Annotated in this window: 15 protein-coding genes (1 of these 15 only partly in view); 11 read left to right on the top strand and 4 right to left on the bottom strand. The window is 67.9% G+C overall.

Annotated features, from left to right (window positions below):
- Positions 1-41: 41 nt before the first annotated feature.
- From E2493_RS10595 to E2493_RS10580, 4 genes are all read left to right on the top strand, one after another.
- Entirely contained in the window at positions 42-521 is a 480-nt protein-coding gene (locus tag E2493_RS10595; protein ID WP_135086517.1) for an Hsp20 family protein, read from the top strand.
- 109 nt (positions 522-630) lie between these two features.
- The gene (locus tag E2493_RS10590) at positions 631-1,533 is read left to right on the top strand and encodes a DMT family transporter (protein WP_135086515.1); all 903 of its coding nucleotides are present in this window, start codon (positions 631-633) and stop codon (positions 1,531-1,533) included.
- The gene (locus E2493_RS10585; RefSeq protein ID WP_135086513.1) at positions 1,530-1,859 is read left to right on the top strand and encodes a DMT family transporter; all 330 of its coding nucleotides are present in this window, start codon (positions 1,530-1,532) and stop codon (positions 1,857-1,859) included. The genes E2493_RS10590 and E2493_RS10585 overlap by 4 nt, the downstream gene beginning before the upstream one ends.
- Positions 1,856-2,224 (top strand): TfoX/Sxy family protein, encoded by a 369-nt coding sequence (locus E2493_RS10580; protein ID WP_135086511.1) that lies wholly within the window; start codon positions 1,856-1,858, stop codon positions 2,222-2,224. Before E2493_RS10585 ends, E2493_RS10580 begins: the two co-directional genes overlap by 4 nt.
- Here E2493_RS10580 and E2493_RS10575 read toward each other — a convergent pair.
- The 4 genes from E2493_RS10575 to ppa form a co-directional block, all read right to left on the bottom strand.
- A complete protein-coding gene (locus E2493_RS10575) occupies positions 2,221-3,678 on the bottom strand; it encodes a B12-binding domain-containing radical SAM protein (protein ID WP_135086509.1) in 1,458 nt (485 codons plus the stop codon). The two genes, E2493_RS10580 and E2493_RS10575, sit on opposite strands and share 4 nt — an antisense overlap.
- 108 nt (positions 3,679-3,786) lie before the next feature.
- Positions 3,787-5,325, bottom strand: a complete 1,539-nt coding sequence (locus tag E2493_RS10570) for an amidase (protein ID WP_135086507.1) — start codon at positions 5,323-5,325, stop codon at positions 3,787-3,789.
- 17 nt (positions 5,326-5,342) lie between these two features.
- On the bottom strand, positions 5,343-7,274 hold the full coding sequence (locus E2493_RS10565; protein ID WP_135086505.1) for a M61 family metallopeptidase: 1,932 nt from the start codon (positions 7,272-7,274) through the stop codon (positions 5,343-5,345).
- Positions 7,275-7,333: 59 nt separating this feature from the next.
- Positions 7,334-7,885, bottom strand: coding sequence for an inorganic diphosphatase (gene ppa / locus E2493_RS10560; RefSeq protein ID WP_135086503.1), 552 nt, complete (start codon positions 7,883-7,885; stop codon positions 7,334-7,336).
- A 79-nt stretch (positions 7,886-7,964) separates the two neighbouring features.
- On the opposite strand from ppa, the gene hisS reads away from it, so the two are divergent.
- From hisS to E2493_RS10525, 7 genes are all read left to right on the top strand, one after another.
- Positions 7,965-9,209: a histidine--tRNA ligase gene (gene hisS, locus E2493_RS10555; protein WP_135086502.1), complete on the top strand. Its 1,245-nt coding sequence runs from the start codon at positions 7,965-7,967 to the stop codon at positions 9,207-9,209.
- The gene (prfA, locus tag E2493_RS10550) at positions 9,206-10,279 is read left to right on the top strand and encodes a peptide chain release factor 1 (protein WP_135086500.1); all 1,074 of its coding nucleotides are present in this window, start codon (positions 9,206-9,208) and stop codon (positions 10,277-10,279) included. The genes hisS and prfA overlap by 4 nt, the downstream gene beginning before the upstream one ends.
- Positions 10,269-11,099: a peptide chain release factor N(5)-glutamine methyltransferase gene (gene prmC / locus E2493_RS10545; RefSeq protein WP_135086498.1), complete on the top strand. Its 831-nt coding sequence runs from the start codon at positions 10,269-10,271 to the stop codon at positions 11,097-11,099. The genes prfA and prmC overlap by 11 nt, the downstream gene beginning before the upstream one ends.
- Positions 11,100-11,365: 266 nt before the next feature.
- A complete protein-coding gene (locus E2493_RS10540) occupies positions 11,366-12,097 on the top strand; it encodes a DUF4167 domain-containing protein (protein ID WP_225421367.1) in 732 nt (243 codons plus the stop codon).
- Positions 12,098-12,233: 136 nt separating this feature from the next.
- A complete protein-coding gene (locus tag E2493_RS10535; protein WP_135086496.1) occupies positions 12,234-13,598 on the top strand; it encodes a DUF4139 domain-containing protein in 1,365 nt (454 codons plus the stop codon).
- Positions 13,599-13,606: 8 nt separating this feature from the next.
- Complete coding sequence (locus tag E2493_RS10530; RefSeq protein ID WP_135086494.1) at positions 13,607-15,154, top strand: DUF4139 domain-containing protein; 1,548 nt, start codon at positions 13,607-13,609, stop codon at positions 15,152-15,154.
- A protein-coding gene (locus E2493_RS10525; RefSeq protein ID WP_135086492.1) for a DUF4139 domain-containing protein crosses the window boundary here: on the top strand, positions 15,151-16,380 show its 5' portion. The gene runs 324 nt beyond the window's last position; the window shows 1,230 of its 1,554 coding nt (coding positions 1-1,230); its start codon is at positions 15,151-15,153; its stop codon lies off the right edge, out of view. Before E2493_RS10530 ends, E2493_RS10525 begins: the two co-directional genes overlap by 4 nt.

Genomic DNA, 16,380 nt, shown 5'->3' with positions numbered 1-16,380 from the left:
CCCGGCCTCGTAACCAACGTTGCTCAAGGAGGACTTTGGAGATGAGGACCAATTTCGACTTTTCGCCTTACCGGCGGTCCACGATCGGTTTCGACCGGCTGTTCGATCTGCTCGAGAACGCCGGCCAGGCTGCGGAAAATTATCCGCCTTTCGATCTCGAGCGGCTCGACGAGGACAGCTATCGCATCACCATCGCGGTGGCCGGCTTCCGCCGCGACGAGATCGAGATCACGGCGCAGCAGAACCAGCTGATCGTCGCCGGCCGCAGGAACGGCAATGACGAAGGCCAGTACATCCACCGCGGCATCGCGACCCGCGCGTTCGAGCGCCGCTTCGCCCTCGGCGACTATGTGCAGGTGCGCAGCGCGGATCTGCAGGACGGCCTGCTCTCGATCCAGCTCGTCCGCGAGATCCCGGAAGCGATGAAGCCGCGCAAGATCGACATCACCGGCGCGTCGCCGGCGCAGATCGACCTGCAGCAGTCTCATAACGACAACAAGGATCAGGCGAGCGCCGCCTGATCCGGCACGTGACGGCGGCCCCGGGGCGTTCTCCGGGGCCGTCCTCTTATCGATGAGAGCACGGTCCGGCAGCGGGTGACGCAGGGCGCCGCCGACGCTATCGGGCGGCATGGCTTCCAAGGCGCAGCACCCTGCGATCCTGATCCCCTTCTCCGTGGCAACGCTGGGCATTGCCCTGTTCTCGACCATGGACGCGGTGATGAAGGGTCTCTCCCTTGCGATCGGCGCGTACAATGCCGTGTTCTGGCGGATGCTCCTCGGGCTCCTCCTGTCGTCGATCCTCTACGCCCTCGCGCGGCCGTCCCGCCCGAGCCGCAAAGCGATGCGCTACCACATCATCCGCGGCCTGGTCGGGTCCGTCATGGCGCTGACCTTCTTCTGGGGAATCGCCCGGCTGCCGCTCGCCGAGGCGGTGGCGCTGACCTTCGTCGCGCCGCTGATCTCGCTCTACCTCGCCGCCGCGATCCTGCGCGAGCCGGTCGGTCCGCGCGCGGTGCTCGCCTCCGCGATCGGCTTTGCCGGCGTGCTGGTCATCGTCGGGGCGCGCGTCGGCACGCCTGGAAGTGCCGACCTCTGGGGCGCGGCCTCGGTGCTGATCTCGGCGATGCTCTACGCCTACAATATCGTGGTGATGCGCCAGCAGGCCCTGGTCGCCGGTCCGATCGAGATCGCGTTTTACCAATATCTGATCATCGGTGGCCTTCTGGCGCTCGCAGCACCGTTCGTCGCCGTCGTCCCCGCGGCATTGCATTGGCCGAACCTGCTTCTCGCCGCCCTGCTCGCCCTCGTATCGCTGATGCTGCTCGCCTGGTCCTATGCTCGCGCCGAGGCGCACCGGCTGGCGCCCGTCGAATATACTGCGCTGGTATGGGCGGCGCTCTACGGCTTCGTCGTATTCGGCGAGGAAGTGGGCCTCACCACCCTGATCGGCGCGGCGCTGATCGTCACCGGCTGCGTGCTTGCCGCCCGCACCAAGACCCACCCCGAACCTGCGATCGAGACGATGCCATGAACCCTGTACACGCCTGGATCCTGCTTTGCGTCGGCGGCCTGTTCGAAGTGGGCTTCACCACCTGCCTCCGCCATGTCGACGGCTTCCGCAACATACCCTGGACGATCGGCTTCCTCGTCTCGGTGACGCTGTCGATGGGCCTGCTGGAGGTCGCGTCGCGAGTCATTCCGATGGGAACGGCCTATGCCGTGTGGGGAGGGATCGGCGCGGCTGGGACGGTGCTGGTCGGCATCTGGTTCTTTGGGGAGCCGGTCAACTCGATCCGTATCCTCCTGCTCCTCGCGCTGATCGGCTGCATCGTCGGCCTTCGGCTGACGGCGGCATGAGCGTGGACGAGGGGCTCTACGCCTGGATCCAGGAGGCCCTGGAACCGCTCGGCAGCGTCTCCAGGCGCGCTATGATGGGCGGGGCGACGCTCTACCTCGACGGAGTGATTTTCGCGATCCTCGACGATGGCGAGCTCTGGCTGAAAGCCGATGTTGAAACCGATGCGATCTGGGACGCGGAAGGCTGCGAGAAGTTCAGCGTCAAGTTCAAGGATGGCCGGGTGGACGTGATGAACTACAGGCGACCGCCGAGTGATGTCTACGACGATCCCGAGGCGCTGCGGCGCTGGGCCCGCCTGGCGACCGAAGCGGGCGCGCGCGGCACCGCGAAAAGGGAGCCAAGCAAGAAGCCGAACAATCCCTAGAGCCGGAGGGCGCCGGGCCGAGCGGAGCCGGTTTCCAGCAACACATCCGTCTCGCGGCGGCTGACCTTAGAAAGCACCGCCTCCAGCACCGGCGTCATCTGTCGCAGGCGCCGCGTCTTGATCGCAATGTCCCAGAGCGGCTCGAGCTTCTTCCATCCGGCGGCATAGGCAAGATGCTTGGCCTTGTGCTTGGCGGACGGGTGCGAGAGCGCAGCGCGGCCGATGTTGGTCCAGGAGTAGAAGTCTCGATAGGCGCGATCGTAGCCCGCCTTCAGCGTATCGGCAGACAGCTTTACCGGCCGATAGACGACGTGCCGGGTATCGTAGGCATTCCAATTCCGGCTGGTGATCCGGCCTTCCTGCTCGATCCGGGCGAACAGCCGCGTGCCGGGATAGGGGGTCATGATGTGGAAGGTGGCGGTGGTGACGCCGTGGCGAACTGCCCATTCGACGGTTCGGTCGAACACGTCCCCGTCGTCGTCGTCCATGCCGAATACGAACGAGCCGTTGATCATGATCCCGAGGTCGCTGAGCCGCCGCGTCACTTCGCCATAGTCCCGGGCGAGGTTCTGCTTCTTGTTGCTGGCCCGCAAATTTTCAGCGCTGAAGCTCTCGAAACCCACGAACAGGCTGCGCAGCCCGGCTTTGGCTGCCTGCTCGATCAGGTCTCCCCGAAGCACCGAATCGACCGTCGCGGCGCCCTGGAACAGGCGGTTCATGCCGGCCATGCCGTCGAACAGGTTAGATGCGAAGCGGCGGTTGCCGAGCAGGTGATCGTCGAGGAAGTAGAGGTGGCGGCCGGGCAGGCGTTCGATCTCGGCCAGCGCCTCGTCGACCCGCTGCGTGTAGAAACCGGCGCCTCCGGAGAAGAAGGCGTCCTTGTAGCAGAAGTCGCAATGCTGAGGGCAGCCGCGCGTGACGACAATCGAGTTCGGCACGAGGTAACGGCTACGGTCGATCAGGTCTCGCCGCACCGGCGGCAGGCCCTCGATCGTCCGGCCCCCGCTCGAGACGTAGCGGGCTCGTGCTTCGCCGGCGCGGAAATGGGCGAGGAATTCCGGGAAGGTTTCGTCGCCCGGGCCGAGGAAGAGTACGTCCGCATGGACGGCGGCTTCCTCCGGCAATGCGGTGACGTGGAGGCCGCCCAAGGCGACGAAGCAGCCCTTGGAACGATAATGGTCGGCCAGCGCGTAGGCGCGATAGGCGTTGGTGATGTAGACTTGGATCACCACAAGATCGGGCGCGTCATCTATGTTTAGCGCCTGGACGTGATCGTCGACGATCTCCGCTTCGTCATCCGGCCTCAGGTGCGAGGCGAGCGAGGCGAGACCGAGCGGGGGAAAGAGCGAATATTTGATCGGGCGCCAGAAGGGGCTCTTTGCCTCAGTCAGGGCGGGAAGAATGAATTTGACCCTGAGGGGCCCCGCCGCACGCCGCCCACCGATGCTCGCCATGATCGCCTCCGTTCCGAACCTCCAGCCTTGTGGAGCCGGCGCGTGCCGCGGCGATCCGCACCCCGTCCGCTTTCGGACGAGGTGGGGTCAATAAACCGTGCAGAAAGTTCAGCGCGCCGCGGGTCTCAGGTGCGGTGCGATCTCCGGACTCTCCTCGATCGACGGGAGGACGCGCGGTTCGACCAGCTTCTTCGAGGCCTGCTCGAAATCGTAGCCGAGCGAAAGGATCATCGCGTCCGACCATTTCGGCCCCATGAAGCTGAGCCCCACCGGCAATCCTTTCACGCTTCCCATCGGCACGGTGAGGTGCGGATAGCCGGCGACGGCGGCGAGGCTGCCGGCGCCGCCGCCGGAAATCTGATCGCCGTGGACCGCGTCGATCGGCCAGGAGGCCGGCATGGTCGGTCCGATCAGAGCGACGACGTTGTTCTCGCGAAGCAGGCGGTCGATGCCCTCGGGACCGGCGAGGCGGAAGGACGTTGCCCGCGCCTTCTTGTAGTCCGGATCGTCGAGGCCCTTGGTGGCCTCGGCCTGCTCGAACGTCTCCTGCCCGAACAGGGCGAGCTCGGTCGCGGCATTGGCCTTGTTGAAGGCGATCACGTCGGCAAGCGTGCGCGTGCGCACGGACGCGGGCGTGGTGGCGAGATAGGCGTTGAGGTCCGCCTTCAGCTCGGCGAGCAAGACCTTGAACTCGTTCTCGCCCATCTCCTGCCGTCCATCGAGCTTGTCGATGTCGACCAGGATGGCGCCTTCCCTGCGGAGCGTCTCAAGCGCCGCGTCGAACGCCGCGTTGGTGCCGAAGCCGGTGGCGAAGCGGAGCACCCCGATCCTCTTGCCGCGCAGCGAAGTATCGGAGAGCGTCGCCGCGAAGTCGCCGACGTGCTTGTCCGCTTCCGCCGTCGCCGGGTCGGCCGGGTCGCTGCCGGCGATGGCCGAAAGGACGAGCGCGGTCTCGCGCACGGTCCGCGTCATCGGGCCGGCGGTATCCTGGCTGTGGCTGATCGGCACGATATGCGTGCGGCTGACCAGGCCCACCGTCGGCTTGAACCCGACGATGCCGTTGATCGCTGCGGGGCAGGTGATCGACCCGTCCGTCTCGGTGCCGATCGCCGCCGGCACCATACCGGCGGCGACGGCGGCGCCGCTGCCGCTGCTCGATCCGCACGGGTTGCGGTTCAGCGCGTGCGGGTTGCGAGTCTGGCCGCCCACCGCGCTCCAGCCAGAGATGGAGCTGTTCGAGCGGATGTTCGCCCATTCCGAGAGGTTGGCCTTGCCGACGATCACCGCGCCGGCCTGGCGCAGGCGCGAAACCAGCGGCGCGTCGCGATTGGTAATGTTCTGGGAGAGGGCGAGGCTGCCCGCGGTTGTCGGCAGCGGCCCGATCGATTCGATATTGTCCTTGATCAGCACCGGCATGCCGAACAGCGCGCCGCGCCGGTCGCCACGGTCCAGCGCGCGGGCCTGCTGGAGCGCGGTCGGATCGGTCGCGATTACCGCGTTGACCTTGGGGTTGAGCTTCTTGATCCGCTGCAGCGCAGCCTTGGTGTTGCTTTCGGCCTTGGCCGACGAGCTGAAGGCCGGCGCGGCGAGGCCCGGGCCTGCCGTCGCGACGGCGAGCAGGGCGGTGGAGAACAGCACAAGGCGCATGGGAGACCTCCGGACGATCAGCGAAGTGGTGCGAGGAGCGAGTCGAGCGTGCCCTTGCCGCCCGCGGTCGGCTCGAGCCGGGGATAGCGAAGTCCCTGGTGCCAGGCGAGATCGACGGTGCGGAAGGCGTCGCCGCTCTGGACGAGGAGTCGCACCGGCTCCCTTGTGCCCTTCGCGGCCGAGATCGCCGCCTTCAATCCATCCGCGGAAAAGGCGCGGCCGTTCACGGCGAGCACCTGCGAGCCGACGCTGAGGCCGGCGTCGAATGCCGGGCTGTCCCAGAGCACGCTGGTAACCTTGCCGTCGCCCGAAGCCACGACGAAGCCGCCGGAATAGGTCAGGTCGACCGCCTTGCGGTTGGTCTCGCCGGTCTTGAACCAGTCGGTCGGCGTGCCGGTGTAGACAAGGCGGTAGCCGCCCTGCTCGATGCCCTCGAGAGGAGCGCGCTCGGTGTAGGCGTTGAGACGCCGGTCGAGATAGCCGGCCCAGTCATAGGGCTGGAGCCGGTTGAGGATGCCGACGATGTCCGCCTGGGTGTAGGTCAGCTCGCCGTAATCGCGATCGTTGACGCCGAAGAAGGCCTTGGCGAAATCGTCGAGCGACTTCTTGCCGCGCGACTGCTGGCGGAGGATCCGGTCGACGTCGAGCCAGATCAGCAGCCCCTCGTTGTAATAATCCTCCGAGCGCTGCCAGGCGCGCCACGGCTGCGGCGCGCGCTGGGCGATGATCGGATCGTTGGTGGTGTCGATCAGCGGCCGCCAGCGGCGCCCGGGGGTCGCGTCGTAGGTCGCGGCGATCGAGGCGATCGCATCGAGCGTCTCCTGCTTCGAGAGCATGCCCGAGCGCGCGTCCAGCACATATCCCCAGAACTGGGTTTGCCCCTCGTAGACCCAGAGCAGGCTGTTCTGCATCGGGGTCCGGTAATCCGGCGTCCAGAGATCGGCGCCACGGCGATATTTGCCGTTCCAGCTGTGGGTATATTCGTGGGGCAGGAGATTGCGGTCGCTCTGCGCCTTTTTCCACTCGGTGAAATAGCCCGTGTCGACCCCGTTCTCGGAGGAGCGATGATGCTCCAGGCCGATGCCCCCGAGATTGTCAGAGATCGAGAGCAGGAAGTCGTAATGGTCATAATGCTGCGCACCGAACGTCTTGACCGCCTGATCGACCAGCTTGCGATGCAGGCCGATCAGCTCGTCGCTGGCCTCCAGCTCGGTCGCCGTGTCCGCCACGACGTTGAGGGTGACGTCAGGGCTGAGTTCCCACTTGCGGAAGTGCGCGCCGGCGATGGCCGGCGAATCGACGAAGATGTCGTAAGGCACGGTGCGGTACGTGATCGTCGAGCCGGCGGCCGAGCCGGCCTCCGGGCGCAGCGAGGTCGCTACGGACCAACCGTCCGGCACGGTGAGAGTGGCCTGGATCGGGATGTTCCGCACGTAATAGCCGGCCGGATAGAGCGAGGTCGCGATCCACTGGATGCTCGCCATGTCCGGCGTGATCACCGTCCGACCCTGGTTGTCGGCGGTCGGCGAGACGAACTGGAACTCGACGTCGATCGCCTCGACGCCGGCCGGGACATCGACATGGAAGGCGTAGACGTCGAGCGTGTCGCGAACCCATTCGAGGCGCTTGCCCCCGGCGCTGACCTGGAGGCCGGCGACCTTGTTGATCGCGCCGCGCGGCGAGTGGGCGCCCGGCAGCCACTCGGGATAGAGGAGGGTCATTCGCCCGGCCGCCGGCACGGGGATCGTCTCTTTCACCCGGATGATGCGCCGGGCGAGATCGGTGACGTCGACGTTGAGGCGGATGGTGCCCGGAAAGGGAATGTCGCGGGCCGCAGGAACCGTGTCCTGCTTTGCCGCCGGGACGGCGCGCGTGAAGTTCGAGGGCGTGAGCTGGGCGGAGAGGGGTGCGGAGGAAAGAAGGAGGACGGCGAGGAGGGCGGATCGCATAAGGCAACAATCTCCTGATTTTGTTGCCGAATGGCGTCTCCCCGCCCTCCTGTCCAGTGTCAGCCGATGGCGCCCGCTTCCTTGGCCTTCTTGGCGCGCTCGATTGATTCCGAAATGATGCGGAACGCCTCGTCGCGGTCGCCCCAGGTGCCGACCCGGACCCACTTCTGCTCTTCCAGGTCCTTGTAGTGGGTGAAGAAGTGCTCGACCTGCTGCCGGACGATCGCCGGCAGATCGTCGTGCGAGGCGACGTTCTCGTAATAAGGAAAGGTCGAGTCGACCGGAACGGTGAGCAGCTTCTCGTCGCCGCCGGCTTCGTCCTCGAGGAACAGAATCGCGATCGGACGCACGCGGACGACCGAGCCGGGGATGAAGGGCGAACGCGCAACCACCAGCGCGTCGAGCGGATCGCCGTCCTCGGAGAGGGTGTGCGGAACGAAGCCGTAATTGGCGGGGTAGCGCATCGGCGTGTGCAGGATGCGATCCACCCAGATGGCGCCGGAGACCTTGTCGAACTCGTATTTGACCGGCTCGCCGCCGACCGGGACTTCGATGATCACGTTGAGCGAATGCGGCGGGTTGTCGCCGACGGGGATGAGGTCGATGTTCATGGGGCGCCGCCCATAACGGCTTCGGGGGCCCCCGTCACCCCGCACTTCCCCCGCGCCGCAAAAATGCTAAGGCGCCGCGATGAGCAAGGGGCCGCAAAGGATCCGAGGCACCCAGGACATCTGGGGCGAAGAGGCTGACCGCTTTCAGGCGGTGGTGGCGGCGTTCGAGCGCGTGCGGCGGCTGTACGGCTTCCAGCGTATCGAGATGCCGGCGTTCGAGGCGACGGCCGTCTTCAGCCGCTCGATCGGCGAGACCACGGATGTGGTCTCCAAGGAAATGTACACGTTCGAGGATCGCGGCGGAGATTCGTTGACCCTGCGGCCCGAATTCACGGCCGGCATTTGCCGCGCCTTCCTCTCGGAAGGATGGCAGCAGCTCGCGCCGCTGAAGGTCGCGACCCACGGCTCGGTCTTCCGCTACGAGCGTCCGCAGAAGGGCCGCTATCGGCAATTCCACCAGCTCGACGCCGAGATCCTGGGCGCGGACTCGCCCGCCGCCGATGTCGAGCTCCTCGTGTTCGCCGACCAGCTCCTGAACGAGCTCGGCATCACGGACGGAGTGACGCTCCAGCTCAACACGCTGGGCGACGCCGAGACGCGCGACGCGTGGCGATCCGCTCTCGTCGCCCATTTCGAAAGCCACCGCGACGATCTCTCCGAAGACAGCCTCGCGCGGCTCGACAAGAACCCGCTGCGGATCCTCGACAGCAAGGATCCCCGCGATCGTCCCGCGGCGGACAGCGCGCCGGACATCGACGCCTATCTGACCGATCAGGCGCGCGCCTTCTTCGACAAGGTCACCGCGGGCCTCGACGCCGCCGGGGTCGCCTGGACGCGCAATGCCCGGCTGGTCCGCGGTCTCGATTATTATCGCCATACCGCCTTCGAGTTCGTCACCGATCGATTGGGCGCGCAGGGCACCGTGCTTGCCGGCGGCCGCTATGACGGCCTCGTCGAGGCGCTGGGCGGCCCGCACACGCCGGCGGTCGGCTGGGCGGCGGGGATCGAGCGGCTGGCGATGCTGGCGGGGGCGCCGGCCCCGAACACGATCGACGTTGCGCTGGTGCCGATGGGCGATGCGGCCGAGATGGCGGCCATCGGGCTCCTCGCGCAGCTGCGCCGCGCCGGCATCGCGGCCGACATGGGCTACAAGGGCAATATGAAGAAGCGGATGCAACGCGCGAATGCGAGCGGCGCCCGCCAGGCCATCATCCTCGGCGACGACGAGCTTGCGCGCGGCGAGGCCGCCCTGAAGGACCTCGAGAGCGGCGCGCAGCAAAGCGTTCCCCTTTCCGGCCTCGTCGAGGCGGTACGCCGGCAATGACGCGCATCTCCGACGATCGGATCGCTGCGATCGAGGCGCGGCGCGACGAGCTGCAGAATGCGATGGCCTCGCCGGCGCTCGCGCCGGACGAGTTCGTCCGGCTGTCCAAGGATTATGCGGAGATCGAGCCGGTGGCGGCGGCGGCGCGCGAGGTGCGGCGGATCCGCGCCGAGCTCGCCGTCCTGCGCGAGATGATCGCCGACCCCGAGATGAAGGAGATGGCGGAGGACGAGATCGCGGCGCTCGAGCGGCAGTTGCCGGACGCGGAGCGCGCTCTGGCGGTGCGTCTGCTGCCGCGTGATGCCGCCGACGAGCGGCCGGCGATGCTCGAGATCCGCGCCGGCACCGGCGGCGACGAAGCCGCGCTTTTCGCCGGCGACCTGTTCCGCATGTACCAGCGCTACGCGGAGGCGCAGGGCTGGCGCGTCGAGACGATGTCGGCGAGCGCGTCGGACGTCGGCGGGTTCAAGGAGGTCGTGGCCAGCGTCACCGGCCAGGGCGTGTTCGCGAAGATGAAGTTCGAGAGCGGCGTGCACCGCGTCCAGCGCGTTCCGGCGACGGAGAGCGGCGGCCGCATCCACACCTCGGCCGCCACCGTCGCGGTGCTGCCGGAGGCGGAGGACGTCGACGTCCAGATCGACGACAAGGATCTGCGCATCGACGTCTATCGCTCGTCGGGTCCCGGCGGCCAATCGGTCAACACCACCGACAGTGCGGTGCGGATCACGCACTTGCCGAGCGGCCTCGTCGTCATCCAGCAGGACGAGAAGTCGCAGCACAAGAACAAGGCGAAGGCGCTGAAGGTGCTGCGCACGCGGCTCTACGAGATGGAGCGCGAGCGCCTCGCCTCCGAGCGGGCGGGCGCCCGCAAGTCGATGGTCGGATCGGGCGACCGTTCGGAGCGCATCCGCACCTACAATTTCCCGCAAGGCCGGGTGACCGATCACCGGATCAACCTCACGCTCCATCGGTTGCCCGAGATCCTCGAGGGGCCGGGGCTCGACGAGCTCGTCTCGGCGCTCGTCGCCGAAGACCAGGCGCAGCGTCTCGCCAGCCTGGATGACGCCTGAGCTCAGCATCCGCGAGGCGCTCGCCGCCGCCGCGCGGCGGCTCACCTCGGCAAGCGCGACACCGCGGCTCGACGCCGAATTGCTGATGGCGCATGCGCTTGGGATCGATCGGGACCGGCTGCTGCTCGGCTGTCCCGACGCGGCCGAGCCGCCGGCCTTCGCGCCGCTGGTCGCGCGCCGGGAGGCCGGCGAGCCGATCGCCTATATCGTCGGCCGCCGGGCGTTCTGGACGATCGAGCTCGAGGTCGGCCCCGGCGTTCTGATCCCGCGTCCGGACAGCGAGACGCTGATCGAGGCAGCGCTCCTCCACTTCGGCAAGCGCGCGCCCGAGACGATCCTCGATCTCGGCACCGGGCCGGGCACCTTGCTCCTCGCCGCGCTGGACCAATGGCCCGGCGCGCGGGGGCTGGGTGTCGACGCTTCCGAGGAGGCGCTCGCTTACGCGCGGCGCAACGCCGAACGCCTCGGGCTCGCCGCATGCGCCGACTTCCGGCTTGGCGACTGGGCCGATGGACTGGCCGGGCCGTACGATCTCATCCTCTGCAATCCACCCTATATCGAGGCCGATGCAGAGCTGCCGCGGGACGTGCGCGAATGGGAGCCGCACGGCGCCCTGTTCGCCGGCCGGGACGGCCTCGACGATTATCGTCGGCTCGCAACGATGATCGCGCCGCTGCTGCGACCGGGCGGCGTCGCCTGCATCGAGCTTGGGGCCGGACAGGCCGGGGCTGTCGCCCCGCTTTTCACCGCCCGCGGGCTCAATGCGGCGACGCGCGCCGACCTCGCCGGACACCGGCGCTGCCTCGTCCTGACCCTTTGATCCAAATAACAATCTTTCCCCTTGGATTTCCGTTTCGTACTGTTTACATAGGGTCCCGAGGGACGGGGCTTTTCACAGCTACAGACAAGCGTGAGGCTGACCGTCGCCGACCCCCGATTGCTTGGACGTCCTCGGACGGTCGTAGCGTGAGGTGGCGGGAGCCGCGCTGAGCGGCCGCCTGCCTTCGGAGTCGTGCAACAGATTGCGGCCGGGAGGGGCCTGGCCGTCGACAGTGGCTGATAGGACCACAAGACGAGGACCAACTTTTGATCAACAATCGTCAAAACGGCCGCCGTCGCGGCCGCGGCGGTGGCGGGCCGCGCCCGAACCAGTCCCCGCAGGGTAATCGCCAGGATAACCGCTCGCGCGGCAACGCGGCGCAGCTGCTGGAAAAGTACAAGTCCCTGGCGCGCGACGCGCAGCTGCAGGGCGATCGCGTCCAGTCGGAATATTATCTGCAGTTCGCGGATCACTATTTCCGCGTGCTCAACGAGAATCGTGCTCGCTTCGAGGAGCAGCGTCCCCGTCGTGACGATTTCTACTCCGACGAGGACGAGGATCAGGACGAGGTGAGCGCGCTCGACGGCGACGAGGGCGAGGATGTCCCCACCGAGCGTCCCGAGCGGTCTCCGCGCGGCGAGCGTCAGGAGCGTGTTTCCCGCGAGGATCGCGGCGAGCGCCAGGAGCGTACCCCCCGGGAGGATCGCGGCGAGCGCCAGGAGCGTGCGCCTCGCGAGGACCGCGGCGAGCGCCAGGAGCGCCCGCGGCGTGAAGAGCGCGCCGAGCGTCCGGAGCGCAAGTTCGAGCGGCGTCCGCGCCGCGAGGAGCGCAACGACGAGGGGGGCGCTGGCGAGGGCGAGGCCGAGAGCCAGATCTCGCTCGACGTCCTTCCGCCCGCGATCTCGGTGGTCGAGGGCGACGGCCCGGCCAAGCCGCGCCGCCGCACGCGCCGGCCGCGGACCGAGGCCGACGATACGGACATCGCGCCGGCGGCCTGAACGCGACGCCAGTGCGACACTGAAGGGGCGGCGGTCTTCGGATCGCCGCCTTTTTCGTGCCCACGCGCCGCGGCCGTTGACAGCAGAGGTGACAATGTAACATCCTTGCCCCGAAACGATGTGGGGGATCGATGTGATGCGTCATCTGCTTCTGCTGTCCGTCTTCGCGGTCGCGGCGCCCGCCGCCGCCCAGCAGCCTCCCGGCCAAGGCAACGTCTCGGTCACCATCTACAACCAGAATTTGGCGCTGGTGCAGGACACGCGCGAGATCGACATTCCGAGCGGGCGCTCGCGGCAGGAATTCCCGAACGTTTCCGGGCAGATCAGCCCCGAGACGGTGACTCTTTCGGCGCGCGACGTCGCCATCGTCGAGCAGAATTTCGACTTCGACCTCCTCTCCCCGTCCAAGTTGATGGAGAAAGCGGTGGGCGAGGAGATCACCCTCGTTCGCACCAATCCGGCGACCGGCGCCGAGGAGCGGGAGCGCGCCCGCGTGCTCGCGGTCAACGGCGGCGTCGTGCTGCAGATCGGCAGCCGCATCGAGGTGCTGCGCGACGACGGCCTGCCGGTCCGCGTGATCTTCGACAAGGTGCCCGAGAATCTTCGGGCGCGCCCGACCCTCTCGGTCACTCTGGAAAGCAGCCGTGGCGGAAGCCGCCCGGTCACCCTGAGCTATCTCACGCCGGGGATGAGCTGGAAGGCCGATTACGTCACCCTGTTCGACGAGCAGGCCGGCCGGATCGACGTTCAGGGCTGGGTGACCCTGACCAACACCACCGGCACGACCTTCACGAACGCCGACACCTTGCTGGTCGCCGGAGAGGTGGGCGGCAACGGCGGTTACTCGGGCGGCCGCCGCAGAAACTTCAATCCCGGCATGGAGACGCCCGATCGCGAGAGCCTTGGCGACTTCTATCTCTATCCGCTGAAGGAGCGGACGACGATTGCAAATCAGCAGACCAAGCAGGTCAGCTTCCTCGATGTGGCCGGCGCCGCGGCCCGCCGCGCCTATGTCTTCCGCAACGAATGGCTCGGCAAGACAGACCAGGCGGAGAGCGCCGACACGGTGCTGCAATTCTCCAGCGCCCGCGACACCGGGCTTGGCGATGCGCTGCCGGCCGGCACGGTGCGGGTCTATCAAAAGGATTCGCGCGGCAATGCCCAGTTCGTCGGGGAAAGCCAGATCGGCCACACGCCGATGGGCTCGGACATCGGGCTCACCACCGGCCAGGCGTTCGACGTCAAGGTCCAGCCGGTGGTGGAGCGGCGCGAGAAGATGTCGGACAGCCGCTGGCGCACCGCGATGCGCTACCGCCTGACCAATGCCCGTCCGCAGGCGGTCACGGTGGACCTCATCCAGGGAGGACTCTGGGGCGACGTGCGAATCGTGAACGAGAGCCAGAAGAGCACCCGCCGGTCGGCTGACGAGACCCTGTGGCGGGTCACCGTGCCGGCGAACGGCGAGGCGACCGTCACCGCCACCTTCGACAGCCGCTACTGAGGCCGAGGATGGCGAGACGAGGGATCCTCGTCGGCGCGCTGCTCGTCACGAGCGCCGCCGTCGCGTCCGCCGAGGTCGTACGCTCGCCGGGTCCAGCGGCGGTGGATGTCACCGTCTATCGTGCGCCCGGTCGAAGCGCGGGCGAGCCGATCAACCTGCGCTGGCTGAACGGCTATGCGCTGATCAGCGAGACCCGCAGGATCAGGATTCCGGCCGGGGAAAGCGACGTGCGATTCGAATCGGTCGCCGGCGGCATCCTCCCGGAGAGCGCGATCGTCACGGGCTTGCCCGCCGGCGTGGTCGAGAAGAACCAGGACGCGATGCTGCTCTCCCCCGGCAGCCTGCTGGACGCGGCGCTCGGGCGCCGCGTCCATCTCCGCCGAACCTCGCGGGCAACCGGTCGGGTGCGCGAGACGGAGGCGGTGATCCGGTCGGCCGAGAACGGAGCGGTGGTGCTGGAGACGGAAGGCGGCGTGGAATCGCTGCGCTGCACTGGGTTGGCGGAGACGATCCTCTACGATCGCGTGCCGCCCGGCCTCTCCGCCAAGCCGACGCTTTCGGTAAAGGTTCGCGCGACCCGCTCCACGACGGCGAACGTCATGCTTTCCTACCTCGCGAGCGATTTCGACTGGGATGCGAGCTACATCGCCGAGCTTTCGCCGGACGGCACCAGCGTCGATCTGTTCGCCTGGCTGACGCTCGCCAATGGCGACGAGACCGGCTTTCGCAATGCCGACGCCCAGGCCGTGGCCGGCCGGCTCAACCGCCGCTCGATCCGTGCTCCCAAACCGAGGGCGCAGCCGCTCACGCTCGAATGCTGGCCGCAGGGGACCACGACCAGCGACCTCAGGGAAATCCAGTTCGAGCGCGAGGAGATCGTGGTCACCGGATCGCGGATCGCGGCGGACGCGATGTATGCGCCGCCGCCGCCCCCGCCGCCACCGCCGCCCCCTCCCGCCCCACCGGCGGTCATGGCGCAGCAGGAGGATCTCGGCGATCTCAAGCTTTATCGCATTCCCGAGCCGGTGACCGTCGCTGCGAAGAGCCAGAAGCAGGTCGCGCTGCTCGAGCGCAAGCGCGTGAAGATCGACACCGTCTATCGCCAGACCTTCTACCAGCTGGAGGGCGCCGGCAATTACATCACCCGCACTCTGGTCACGCGCAACACGCCCGAAGCGGGCCTCGGCCTGCCGCTGCCGGCCGGGCGCATCACCTTTCAGGCCGATCGCCAGGGTAAGCCGATCCTGATCGGGCGCGGCGCGATGCGCGATCATGCCGTCGGCGAGAAGCTCGAGCTGGCGGTCTCCCGCGCGACCGGGATCAACGTCGAGGTGCGCCCCCTCTCCGCCAGCAGCGCGGCGCAGCGCGAATGGGAGGTCAGCGTCAGCAACGGCTATCCGACGCCCGTTCGCTACGAGGCCGAGTTCGGCCAGTTCGCCGATGCGCTGGATTGGGAGACGCCGCTCGTCAGCCGCGACGGCTGGCGGGTCTGGGCGGTCACCGTTCCGGCGAACGGACGCGCCACGATGCACGTGCGCGGGAAGCCTGCGCGGTGAGAAGCGCCCGGCGGCTGTCGCAGCTTGCCCGGGCGATCGTCTCTGTCATCGTCCTCCTCGCAAACGGCGCGGCCGGCGCACAAGCGGTCGCCACTTCCGCCGGTCCGGACGCCGTGTCGGTCACCGTCTATCGCGATCCCAAGCGCGCCTTGGACCAGGCCTTCGATCTCCGATGGCTGAACGGCTATGCGCTGGTCACCGAGAGGCGGAGGATGGTGATCCCCGCCGGCGAAGGCGAGCTGCGCTTCGAAGGCGTGGCGGCAGGCATCATTCCGCAGAGCGCGGTGATCGCCGGCATCCCGCAGGAGATCGTCGAGAGAAACCGGGATGCCATGCTCCTGTCGCCCGGCAGCCTGCTCGATGCGTCGCTCGGTCGCCGGGTGCGGATCCGGCGGACCTCGCCTGCGACGGGGGAGGTGACACGCATCGATGCGGTCATCCGGTCGGGCGACGATGGCGCCGTCATCCTCGAGACGCGCCAGGGCGTGGAGAGCCTGCGGTGCACCGGCCTGCCGGAGACGCTCCTCTATCGCTCAGTTCCGCCCGGCCTTTCCGCCAGGCCGACTTTGTCGGTGCGCACACGCAGCACCAGACGGATCGCGGCCGACGTCACCCTGTCCTATCTCGCGACCGGCTTCGACTGGCGAGCCGATTACATCCTCGAGCTCGCGCCCGACGGACGGAGCATGGATCTTTTTGCGTGGCTGACGCTGGCGAACGGCGACGAGACCGGCTTCAAGCAGGCGCAGGCGCAGGCCGTCGCGGGCCGGCTGAACCGCGCCGAAGAGGATGTCGAGGAGCCCGATGCTCCGCCGCTCCGCCTGCAGTGCTGGCCGCAGGGCAGCACCACCAGTGACCTCCGTGAGATCGAGGTAATTCGTCCCGCCTCGCCGCCCAGCCTGCGGCGCCGCTACTCCACCGTGTCCGAATCCGTGTCCGCAATGTCGGTGGCCCCGCTGACGATGATCGCGGCGCGGCTCGAGGATCTCGGCGACGCCAAGCTCTACCGCATCCCGGAGCCGGTGACGATCGCCGCGCGCAGCCAGAAGCAGGTCGCGCTGCTCCATCGGCCGCGGGTGTCGCTCGAGACCGTCTACCGCTTCACCGCGCGCCGGAACGCCGGCGAAGAAGGTGCGGTGCCGGTGCTGAAAACCCGTAACCGCTCGGAGACCGGCCTCGGCATCCCGCTTCCCGGGGGGCCTGTGGACGTTTACGAACGCACCGGC

Origin of the sequence: Sphingomonas parva (ex Maeng et al. 2020) (genome assembly GCF_004564275.1) — a bacterium.
Taxonomy (GTDB): Bacteria; Pseudomonadota; Alphaproteobacteria; order Sphingomonadales; family Sphingomonadaceae; genus Allosphingosinicella; species Allosphingosinicella parva.
Note: the sequence above shows the minus strand (reverse complement) of the source record. Positions and strands in the feature narration are given on the sequence as shown.